Raw genomic sequence first — 9,760 nt, 5'->3', positions numbered from 1 at the left:
GCGGTCGAGATGGTGATGCCGCGGGCCTTCTCTTCGGGCGCGCCGTCGATCTGGTCATACGCCTTGAAGTCACCGAAGTACTTGGTGATCGCCGCCGTCAGCGTGGTCTTGCCGTGGTCAACGTGACCGATCGTGCCGATGTTGCAGTGCGGCTTGCCGCGTTCAAACTTTTGCTTTGCCATCTTTCAGACGCCTCACAGTTGAAGGGCCCTGACCCGAGCCCGGGATTGCATCGCGCGCCGTCTATCCAGTCACGCGGGGAAAATCAAGCGATTGGTTGGCGGATTCTGAAGGGGACGCGCGATTGCGGCCCGTCAGCCGTCATTGCACCGTGGCTTCGGCCGCCTCGGCGGGCGCAGGCCCCACCGGTTGCGGGTCATTGCCACCGAACCAGCCCTTTTCGGCCTGCATCTTTCGCATCCAGTCCTCGACCTGCTTGGCGGAGGTTTCGGCGAGCCGCTGCATCTGTTGTTCGCGGGTCAGGCCAAGGCGCGACTCGAACACCTGAATGGTGTGGAACAGTTCGGTTTCCTTGTTCAGCTTGGTCTGGGTCTCGTCGTCCCAAACCGTCACGCGGATCGCCAGCGCGGATTTGCCGGGCACCACGGGCGGCGGCAGCGAGTAGGCCTCGACGCTGACCCCGAGGTGGTAGAACTGGTCCCCTTCGAACCGGCGGAAGCGGCGTTCCAGCGCCGAATCCACGACCGTGGTCCATTCCTCGGCCGTCGCTTCGCGCGAGACCAGCAATTGCTGGAGGTTGGGCGCCACCACTTCGGCATGGCCCAGCTTGAAGTTGCCCAGCGGCTGGGTCGGCCCGGCCAGATCCTGCGTGGCCTCGGTGCAGGCGCCAAGGGCGGCCACCAAGGCGAAAGCGGCGAAAAGTCTCTTCATTCTCATCCCCTCGAAAGGTTTCATCCGCCATACCGCAGGCAGCGTGCAGGTGCAATCTTTGCCCCATGGACCCGGCCCCCTGTTGGGCTATCGTTAGTCCAACGCAGGAGGATGCGATGACCCGGATGGACAAGCAGATCGACGCGCAGGTGCCGGTGAAGGTGCCTCTGGTGACGCAGCCCATGGGATTCTGGGGCAGTTTGCAGGCCTCGCGTCGCAACATCCTGTCGATCATCCCCCAGATCGCCGTCAAGCAGCCCATGGTGTCGGGGCGCACCGGGCGGCGCTGGCACATGGTCATGGACCCGGGCGCGAACCGGCGGATCCTGCTGGAGAACCTCGACAATTATCCGAAATCTCTGGTCACCAAAAACCTGCTGAAACCAGCCATCGGCGAATCGCTGTTCATCGCCGAGGGCGCGCATTGGCGCTGGCAACGCCGGGCCGCCGCGCCGGTATTCTCGCACCGCAACGTGATGAACCTTGCACCGGTCATGAGCGCCGCCGCCGAGCGATCCGTGGCGCGCATCGCGCAGGCCGGGCCGCGCGCGGTGGATTTCCTCGCCGAGATGGTGACGGTCACCTTCGACGTGATTTCGGACGTGACATTTTCCGGCGACAGGGCCTTTGACCGCGACGGGGTACACAAGGCCATCGACGCCTATATCTCCGAGGCGGGGAAGATCTCGCTGTTTGACCTGCTGGGCATGCCCGATTGGGTGCCGCGCCCCGGACGCGCCTTCGGGGCGGGGGGCGTGGTCGAGATGAAGCGTGTCGCCGACACGGCGATCGAGGCGCGGGCCGAGCGGACGCAGGACGGCGTGCCGGACCTTCTGGACCTGCTGCTGGCGGGCGAAGACCCCGAGACAAAGCGCAAGATGAGCGTGTCGGAACTGCGCGACAACCTGCTGACATTCATCGTGGCCGGGCACGAGACGACCGCCCTGACGCTGGCATGGTCGCTGTACCTGATGGCCTTCGATCCGGAGGTCCAGGAGCGCGCGCGCGACGAAGTGCTGTCGGTCGTGAATGGCGTGGCGACGGGCGAGGATGTGGCGAAGCTGCCGTTCATCCGGCAGATCGTCGACGAGGCGCTGCGGCTGTACCCGCCAGCGGGCATGGTGTCTCGCACTGCCCGCGGGCCGGATGAGCTGTGCGGGCGCGAGATTCGCAGGGGCGATACGGTGATCCTGCCGATCTATGCGCTGCATCGGAACGAATTGCTGTGGGACGCGCCGGATGCCTTCCGGCCGGACCGTTGGGCCGGGACCAAACCTGACCGGTACAGCTATCTGCCGTTCGGCGACGGGCCGCGCATCTGTATCGGCGCGTCCTTCGCCATTCAAGAGGCGGTGATCATCCTTGCGACGTTGTTGGCGAACTTCCGGTTTCACGCGGTCAAGGGACGCGATCCGGAGCCGGTGATGATCCTGACCTTGCGGCCTCAGGGCGGCGTCTGGCTGGAGGCCGAACCGCTCTGATCTGGCGGGGCAAGCGCCTTCGAAGGCGCTTGAACGCCGCACTCTACCGACAGCGCCATCCATCGGGGTCTGCGCCGTCAAGCGCTTTCGAAAGCGCTTGACCCAAGGCGCTTCGAAGCGCCTTGCACCCGGCCTCAGCGATGGGCGCCCGGCACCCAGAGCACGTCCGCCTTGCCGTCATCGTTGGCGATCCGCGCCGCGACGAAGAACCAGTCGGACAGTCGGTTCAGGTAGCGCACCGCGATGGCGTTCACGTCCTGCACCGAGGCCAGCTCGACCGAACGGCGCTCGGCGCGCCGCGCCACGGTCCGGCACTGGTGCAACTGCGCCGACAAGGCAGACCCGCCCGGCAGGATGAAACTGCGCAGCGGCTCGAGACGCGCGTTCATCGCGTCGATCTCGCGCTCAAGCCGGTCGATCTGGCTTTCGACCATCCGCAGCACCGGGTAACCCGCCTCGTCGTCCTGATCCATGTTCGGGCGGCACAAATCCGCGCCCAGATCGAAGAGGTCGTTCTGGATGGCCGCCAATTGCGCATCCATCTCGCCCGTCGCATGCAGGCGCGCAAGCCCGACGATGCAGTTCAGCTCATCCGCCGTGCCATAGGCCTCGACGCGCGGATCGTATTTCTTGACCCGGCTCATGTCGCCCAGCGCGGTTTCGCCTGCATCGCCGGTGCGCGTGTAGATCTTGTTCAGAACGACCATCGGTTACATCTTCCCCCGGATCCAGACGAATGCGAGAATCAGCAGCACAGCTGCCAGCTGCGCGCCGATGCGCCAGCGCATCGCCTTGTTGGCATATTTCTTGTTGAACTCGCCGCCCTTGGCAAAGCTGCCGATTCCGAACAGCAGGATCAGCACCACAAAGATCATTGCGGCGGCGACGACGATAAACAGCGGGTCCTTGGCCATGCAAGCCTCCTAAGCTTTGCTGTGCGACATAGCCGGTTGCCACGGAAAAGCGAACAGCCTTATCCCTTGGCCAGCAACCAATCCAGCGCCCGCGTCGGAAGGACGCGCCGCGCCGCGCCCATCAGGTAAGTCGGCGTGGTCACGAAATAGCGTGGGCGCGGGCGCGGGCTTTCCAATGCGTGGACCAGTTTTGCCGTCACCGCCGAGGGTGGCAGTTCGAACCTGTCCTTGCCGCTGGATTCATACAGGCGCTTCAACAGCTTCGCCCGGTACTGATCGGCGCGGGCCGAGTTTTCCCAATCGATCCAGCGCTCGAAATGCGGGATCGCGTTGACGCGGATCTTCGATGTGACCGGCCCGGTGTTCATGGCGATGAAATGGATGCCGGTGCCACGCATCTCGACCCGGAACGTGTCGGTCATCGCCTCGGTGGCGTATTTGGTCGCATTATAGGCCGCGCGCCATGGCGCAGACACCAGCCCAAGCACCGACGAGTGATTGACCACGCGGCCATGCCCTTGCGCCCGCATCACCGGAATCACCCGCGTCGTCAGGTCGTGCCAGCCAAAGACATTTGCCTCGAAAATCGCGCGCAGCGCTGCCGGGGGCAGGTCCTCGGCCGCGCCGGGGATCGCGTGGGCACCGTTGTTGAACAGCGCGTCCAGCGTGCCGCCCGTCGCGTCCAGCACCTGCGCCAGACCGGTCTCGATGCTTTCGGGATCGGTGTAATCGATGCGCGGACTTTCGAAGCCTGCGTGGCGCAGGCGCTCGCAATCGGCCTCTTGTCGGCACGCCGCGAACACGCGCCAGCCGCGCGCACGCAAGCCATGCGCGGCGTCATGCCCGATGCCCGAGGAGCAACCTGTAATCAGAAGCGTTCTGGTCATGCACGCGGCCTATGCCAGCCGCGCCCCGCAGCCAAGCGGTTATTGCAGGCGGGTCAGGAAATCCGCCGACATCCAGCCGACCTCGTTGCCATCGACCGCGCGAAGCTTGACCCAGCCATCGCCGGTCTCGTCCATCACCTCGACCTGCTCATCCCGCAAAAGCTGCGTGACGATGCCATAGCTGGTGCCGGGGCCGGTGCGCAGGTTCACGGCAGAGCCGTTCACCGCCCGGTAGTCGATCGAAGAGGCCACGGCGACGGCAGGCTGCGCCACAGGCTCGACCTCCGGCGCGACCGATTCGGGATCCTCGAAGAACACCTGCTCGATCTTCTCCGGCTCGGGTTGCGGGCGCGCAGTGGCAGGGGCCGCAGCCGGTTGCAGAACGGTCTGGACGCGCGGCGCGGGCGGCACAAGCTCGTTGAGGGCGGGGCTGATATCGGCGCGGGCGACCAAGGTGCGATCGGCGACCGACTCGACCGGGGGCGTGTAGCTGGCCAGCAGCTCTACCCCGTTCTCGCCCGCGACGAAGTTCGACCCGCCGGACATCTCGTACCACGCGAAAGCCAGAAAACCGAATGTCAGCACAGAGACACGGATCATGTGCCTACCCCCCAAATCTTGACCCCAAGCCACGTGGACGACAGCAGCACGACCACGCGAGGTTAAACGAATAGCCGATTCCCTTCGCCTGACGAAGAAGAATCCCGGGAAGATTTCCCAACGCCGCGCTTGCCGGTACCGAAAGGCAACGGTATCACCGCGAGCATGAGCGACGACACCCATGACACCGACCCTTCGCGCAATCTCAGTGAGACGCTGAGCCGAGCCATCGGCGAGCGTTACCTGACCTATGCGCTGTCCACGATCATGCACCGGGCGCTGCCCGATGCGCGGGACGGGTTGAAGCCCGTGCATCGTCGCATCCTGTATGCAATGCGCAGGCTGCGGTTAAGTTCCTCGGGGGGCTTCCTGAAATCGGCCAAGATCAGCGGCGACACGATGGGGGATTTCCACCCCCACGGCGACGCGGCGATCTATGACGCCATGGCGCGATTGGCGCAGGACTTCACGATTCGCTATCCGCTGGTCGACGGTCAGGGCAATTTCGGCAATATCGACGGCGACAACCCGGCGGCCTCGCGCTACACCGAGGCGCGCATGACGATCATGTCCGAGGCCCTGCTGGACGGGCTGGACGAGAACGCCGTCGACTTCCGCCCCAACTACGATGGCCGCTTGATGGAGCCGTCGGTTCTGCCCGCTTCCTATCCGAACCTGCTGGCCAATGGGTCCAGCGGCATCGCGGTGGGCATGGCGACGAACATCCCGCCGCACAATATCTCGGAACTCATCAACGCCTGCCTGCATCTGATCAAGTCGCCCAATGCGGTGGATGACACGCTGCTGCAATACGTGCCGGGGCCGGATTTCCCCACGGGCGGCGTGATCGTCGAACCGGCCGAGAACATCGCGCAGGCCTACCGGACCGGGCGCGGCTCGATCCGGCTACGGGCGCGCTGGGGGGTCGAGGATCTGGGGCGCGGCATGTGGCAGGCCGTCGTCACCGAAATCCCCTATCAGGTGCAGAAATCCAAGCTGGTCGAGCGCATCGCCGAGCTGATTCAGACGAAAAAGGTGCCGATCCTCGCCGATGTGCGTGACGAAAGCGCCGAGGACGTGCGCCTGATCCTTGAACCCAAGACCAAGAATGTCGACCCAGAGGTGCTGATGGGCACCCTGTTCCGCAACTCGGACCTCGAAATCCGGTTCTCGCTGAACATGAACGTGCTGATCGACGGGGTTACGCCCAAGGTCTGCTCGCTCAAAGAGGTGCTGCGGGCTTTCCTCGATTTCCGCCGTGACGTGCTGATCCGCCGCGCGCGCCACCGCATGGCCAAGATCGACAACCGGCTGGAGGTGCTCGAAGGGCTGATCATCGCCTTTTTGAACCTCGACCGGGTGATCGACATCATCCGCTATGACGACGATCCCAAGATGGCCCTGATGTACGAGGATTGGTCCACGTCGCATCAGGCGGGCATCCCGCGCGCGATGGATGAACGCGACTATGTCTCGCCGCTGGTGGGGGTGGATACCAAGGCGCTGACCCTTCAGGACGATCCCGACGCCATCGTGCCCGACTGGCTGGCCGACGAGGAGCAAAAGATCCCGCGCCGCTATGCGGGCCGCGAGGAGGGCCTGTCGGATGTGCAGGCCGAGGCGATCCTCAACATGCGCCTGCGCAGCTTGCGCCGCCTTGAGGAACTGGAACTGGTGGGCGAGCGTGACCGCCTGATGGAGGAACGCGCCGGGCTGGTCGACCTGCTGGAAAACGAGGATCAGCAATGGTCCCGCATCGCCGAGCAACTGCGCGAGGTCCGCAAGGTCTTTGGCAAGGACCACCCGCGCGGGATGCGCCTGACCACCTTCGCCGAGGCGACGGAGGCCGAGGAGGTCCCGCTGGAGGCGATGATCGAGCGCGAGCCGATCACCGTGGTCTGTAGCCAAATGGGCTGGATCCGGGCCATGACCGGCCATATCGCGCTGGACCGCGAATTGAAGTTCAAGGACGGCGACGGGCCGCGCTTCATCTTCCACGCGGAAACCACGGACAAACTGCTGGTCTACGGGTCGAACGGGCGGTTTTACACGTTGTCCGCCGCCAACCTGCCCGGCGGGCGCGGCATGGGCGAGCCACTGCGGCTGATGGTGGACCTGCCCAACGATGTCGAAATCGTCGACCTGTTCATCCACAGCCCCGAGGGCAAGCTGCTGGTCGCGTCCGATGCGGGCGACGGCTTCATCGTCGCCGAGACCGAGGTCGTGGCGCAGACGCGGTCGGGCAAGCAGGTGCTGAACGTCAAGGCCCCGGCCAAGGCGTTGGTCTGCAAGAAGGTCAGCGGCGATGCGGTGGCCGTGGTGGGCGAGAACCGCAAGATGCTGGTCTTCGGTCTGGACGAACTGCCGGAGATGGGCCGCGGCAAGGGCGTGCGGTTGCAGAAATACAAGGATGGCGGGCTGTCGGATGCGCGCACCTTCACCCTGTCCGAGGGGCTGAGCTGGCGCGATCCGGCAGGCCGCACCCGCACCGAGCCGGACCTGTCCGAATGGCAGGGCAAGCGCGCCGGCAGTGGCCGCATGGCGCCGCGCGGCTTTCCCCGCGACAACAAGTTCAATTGAAGCGTAACTTGGGTAGGATGGGTGATCACCCATCCTACTTGAGGGACATCGCGCTTGAGCCTGACCACTACATTTGCCGGACGCCGCCTGCCCCTGCTGTGGCTGGCCTTTCGCACCGGGCTTTACAGTGTCCTGACGCTTGGCCTCTATCGCTTCTGGCAAAAGACCCGCCTGCGCCGCTGGTACTGGTCCGCCATCCGCCCCGGTGGCCTGCCGCTCGACTATGTCGGTGACCCGTTCGAGAAACTCTTGGGCTTTCTCATCGCCGTCGTGATCCTCGCCTTCTACATCGGTGTGGTGAACCTCGCGCTGATGTTCGTCAGCTTCTCGCTGTTCCAGGGCAATTACGCCGCCTACCTGCTGTCCTTCATCGGGGTGATCCCCGTCTGGTTCTACGCCCGCTACCGCGCGCGGCGCTATATCCTCGCCCGCACCCGTTGGCGCGGACTCCGGTTCGGGCTGGCACCGGGCGCTTGGGGCTATGCCTTTCGCGCCTTGCTGTATTGGGCCCTGACGATCCTCAGCGCAGGCCTGCTCTGGCCGCTCATGACCTTTCAGCTGGAGAAATACCGGACGAACCGCACATGGTTCGGGGACCGCAGGTTCACCCAAGGCGGGCGCTGGCTGATGCTGTACCGCTCCACCGTCTGGCTGTGGGCGACCCTCGTGCCGATGGTCCTGACCCTAATCGCCATCGGCATGGGCGACATCGTGTCGATCATCGTCCTGTCAGCTGCCACCGGCCTGACCGCCATCTATGGCCTCGTCTATTACCGGGTCGACAGCCTGCGCCGCCTGACTGCGACCAAGCAGTTCGGCAACGTGACCCTGACCCTGAACGCCCGGCCGTTGCGGGTCTTGTGGATCACCCTTTCGGGCAACCTGATCGCGGGCCTCGGCGCCTCCATCCCTGCGCTCTTCATGCTGGGGCTGTTCCTGCAACTGCAATCGACGGAAACGCTGGTGCAACTGGGCCTTGAGAACGCGCCGCAACTTTTGCGCGACCCGGCGACATGGCTGTTGCTGGCGCTGACCGCGATGAGCTATTTCGCGATTTTCCTTGTCTGGGGTGCGCTGCGACACGCCTTTGTCACCCTACCGATCTGGCGTCACTACGCCGAGGCGCTGGTGATCGACAGTGCCGAAGACCTCGACCAATTGCGCCAGCGCCCGCGCGATGAGACCACGCAGGCTGAAGGCTTTGCTGAGGCGCTGGATGTGGGGGCATCGCTATGAGAGCCACGGCCACGCATCTCGACGGCACCACCGGCGCGGCCCGCGAGGTCGAGCTTTGGCTCGACGCCGAAGCCGGGGCGATCACCGGCGCGGGCCTGCACTGGCCGCTCGACGAGATCCGCGTCCTGCCCGACATCGCCGGGGGCGATCTGCTGATCCTGCGCCTGAGGGGCGATCCGCTGCAACGGCTGATCCTGCGCGACCGCGCATGGCTGGCCCACCTGCCCCACGCCCACCGCCGCGCGCCCGTCGCCAATCGCAAGCGACTGGCGGGCATGGCCGTCGCCGCCATTCTGTCGGTGCTGCTGATCGTCTTCGTGCTGGTGCCGACCATGGCCGACCAGCTGGCGGCTTACATCCCGCCCGAAGGCGAGCAGGCGCTTGGCGAAGTCACCCTGACCCAGATCCGCGAGGCGATGGACGAAACCGGCGTCTCCCCCATCGGCTTTTGCACCGAAAGCCAAGGCCGCGCCGCGCTGGACAAGATGGCAGCGCGGCTGACCGACGGGGCACAGCTGCATACCCGGATCGACCTGCACGTGCTGGATCATCCGCTGGTCAATGCCTTTGCCCTGCCCGGCGGGCAGGTCGTGTTGTTTCGCGGGTTGATCGAAGCTGCCGAAACCCCCGAAGAGGTGGCCGCCGTGCTGGCCCATGAAATCGGCCATGTGGTCAGCCGCGATCCGACCCGCAACGCGCTGCGCTCTGCCGGGTCGATCGGGGTGCTGGGCCTGCTGTTCGGCGATTTTGCCGGGGGCGCCGTCGTCCTGTTCCTGACCGAACGCCTGATCGAGGCGCAATACAGCCAAAAAGCCGAGGCCGCCGCCGACCGCTATGCCATCGACCTGATGCGCGGCGCCGGTCTGCCCCCCGAGGCGTTGGCGGACATGTTCGAACGGTTCCGAAAACTGGGAGGCGAGGCCGAAGGCTTCGTCGCGCATTTCCAAGCGCATCCCAAGCTGGGCGACCGCATCGCCGCCGCCCGCGCCGCTGGGGTCGGCGCCGACCGTGGCGCGCCCCTTTTGTCGGCGCGGGACTGGCAGGCGCTACAGGCGATCTGCGGTGGCGGTGCCCGCCCGCAGCCATCTGCCTCGGCCACCACGAGCCAGTAATACCCGACTTTACACCGGCCGCGAAACGTCGCATCTTTGCCGCTAACTAACGTCAGACT

The 9,760-nt window shown here is 65.3% G+C and carries 10 protein-coding genes; 4 read left to right on the top strand and 6 right to left on the bottom strand.

The annotated features are described in order from the left end of the window. Positions 1–182 (bottom strand): GTP-binding protein (locus D8Z78_RS22195; RefSeq protein WP_240672223.1); only part of this gene is annotated, 182 nt, incomplete at its 3' end. Between the two features lie 139 nt (positions 183–321). Then, complete coding sequence (locus D8Z78_RS22190) at positions 322–891, bottom strand: hypothetical protein (protein ID WP_128910892.1); 570 nt, start codon at positions 889–891, stop codon at positions 322–324. A 125-nt stretch (positions 892–1,016) separates the two neighbouring features. Here D8Z78_RS22190 and D8Z78_RS22185 point away from each other — a divergent pair, with 125 nt between their 5' ends. Continuing rightward, positions 1,017–2,372: a cytochrome P450 gene (locus tag D8Z78_RS22185; RefSeq protein ID WP_164933067.1), complete on the top strand. Its 1,356-nt coding sequence runs from the start codon at positions 1,017–1,019 to the stop codon at positions 2,370–2,372. Between the two features lie 134 nt (positions 2,373–2,506). On the opposite strand, the gene D8Z78_RS22180 is transcribed toward D8Z78_RS22185, so the two are convergent. From D8Z78_RS22180 to D8Z78_RS22165, 4 genes are read right to left on the bottom strand one after another with little or no spacing between them, the layout of a single operon-like run. Further along, positions 2,507–3,079, bottom strand: coding sequence for a cob(I)yrinic acid a,c-diamide adenosyltransferase (locus D8Z78_RS22180; protein ID WP_121630494.1), 573 nt, complete (start codon positions 3,077–3,079; stop codon positions 2,507–2,509). Between the two features lie 3 nt (positions 3,080–3,082). Continuing rightward, complete coding sequence (locus tag D8Z78_RS22175; RefSeq protein ID WP_121630493.1) at positions 3,083–3,286, bottom strand: twin transmembrane helix small protein; 204 nt, start codon at positions 3,284–3,286, stop codon at positions 3,083–3,085. A 59-nt stretch (positions 3,287–3,345) separates the two neighbouring features. Next, positions 3,346–4,173: an SDR family NAD(P)-dependent oxidoreductase gene (locus tag D8Z78_RS22170; RefSeq protein WP_121630492.1), complete on the bottom strand. Its 828-nt coding sequence runs from the start codon at positions 4,171–4,173 to the stop codon at positions 3,346–3,348. A gap of 39 nt (positions 4,174–4,212) precedes the next feature. Continuing rightward, the gene (locus D8Z78_RS22165) at positions 4,213–4,773 is read right to left on the bottom strand and encodes an SH3 domain-containing protein (RefSeq protein ID WP_164933066.1); all 561 of its coding nucleotides are present in this window, start codon (positions 4,771–4,773) and stop codon (positions 4,213–4,215) included. 165 nt (positions 4,774–4,938) lie between these two features. Between D8Z78_RS22165 and D8Z78_RS22160 the strand changes: the two genes are divergently transcribed. From D8Z78_RS22160 to D8Z78_RS22150, 3 genes are read left to right on the top strand one after another with little or no spacing between them, the layout of a single operon-like run. Next, positions 4,939–7,353 (top strand): DNA topoisomerase IV subunit A, encoded by a 2,415-nt coding sequence (locus tag D8Z78_RS22160; protein WP_121630490.1) that lies wholly within the window; start codon positions 4,939–4,941, stop codon positions 7,351–7,353. 54 nt (positions 7,354–7,407) lie between these two features. Continuing rightward, positions 7,408–8,589: a DUF898 domain-containing protein gene (locus D8Z78_RS22155; RefSeq protein ID WP_240672219.1), complete on the top strand. Its 1,182-nt coding sequence runs from the start codon at positions 7,408–7,410 to the stop codon at positions 8,587–8,589. Further along, positions 8,586–9,701: a M48 family metallopeptidase gene (locus D8Z78_RS22150; RefSeq protein ID WP_121630489.1), complete on the top strand. Its 1,116-nt coding sequence runs from the start codon at positions 8,586–8,588 to the stop codon at positions 9,699–9,701. The genes D8Z78_RS22155 and D8Z78_RS22150 overlap by 4 nt, the downstream gene beginning before the upstream one ends. The last annotated feature ends 59 nt before the right edge of the window (positions 9,702–9,760 follow it).

This window comes from Tropicibacter alexandrii, assembly GCF_003667315.2.
Taxonomy (GTDB): domain Bacteria; phylum Pseudomonadota; class Alphaproteobacteria; order Rhodobacterales; family Rhodobacteraceae; genus Tropicibacter; species Tropicibacter alexandrii.
The sequence above is the reverse complement of the archived record's forward strand: the minus strand, read 5'-3'. Positions and strand labels throughout refer to the sequence as shown.

Bases quoted from the DNA above. Each gene is read 5' to 3' on its own strand.
- D8Z78_RS22190 (WP_128910892.1), bottom strand. From the start codon at position 891: ATGAAGAGACTTTTCGCCGCTTTCGCCTTGGTGGCCGCCCTTGGCGCC.
- D8Z78_RS22185 (WP_164933067.1), top strand. From the start codon at position 1,017: ATGGACAAGCAGATCGACGCGCAGGTGCCGGTGAAGGTGCCTCTGGTG.
- D8Z78_RS22180 (WP_121630494.1), bottom strand. From the start codon at position 3,079: ATGGTCGTTCTGAACAAGATCTACACGCGCACCGGCGATGCAGGCGAA.
- D8Z78_RS22175 (WP_121630493.1), bottom strand. From the start codon at position 3,286: ATGGCCAAGGACCCGCTGTTTATCGTCGTCGCCGCCGCAATGATCTTT.
- D8Z78_RS22170 (WP_121630492.1), bottom strand. From the start codon at position 4,173: ATGACCAGAACGCTTCTGATTACAGGTTGCTCCTCGGGCATCGGGCAT.
- D8Z78_RS22165 (WP_164933066.1), bottom strand. From the start codon at position 4,773: ATGATCCGTGTCTCTGTGCTGACATTCGGTTTTCTGGCTTTCGCGTGG.
- D8Z78_RS22160 (WP_121630490.1), top strand. From the start codon at position 4,939: ATGAGCGACGACACCCATGACACCGACCCTTCGCGCAATCTCAGTGAG.
- D8Z78_RS22150 (WP_121630489.1), top strand. From the start codon at position 8,586: ATGAGAGCCACGGCCACGCATCTCGACGGCACCACCGGCGCGGCCCGC.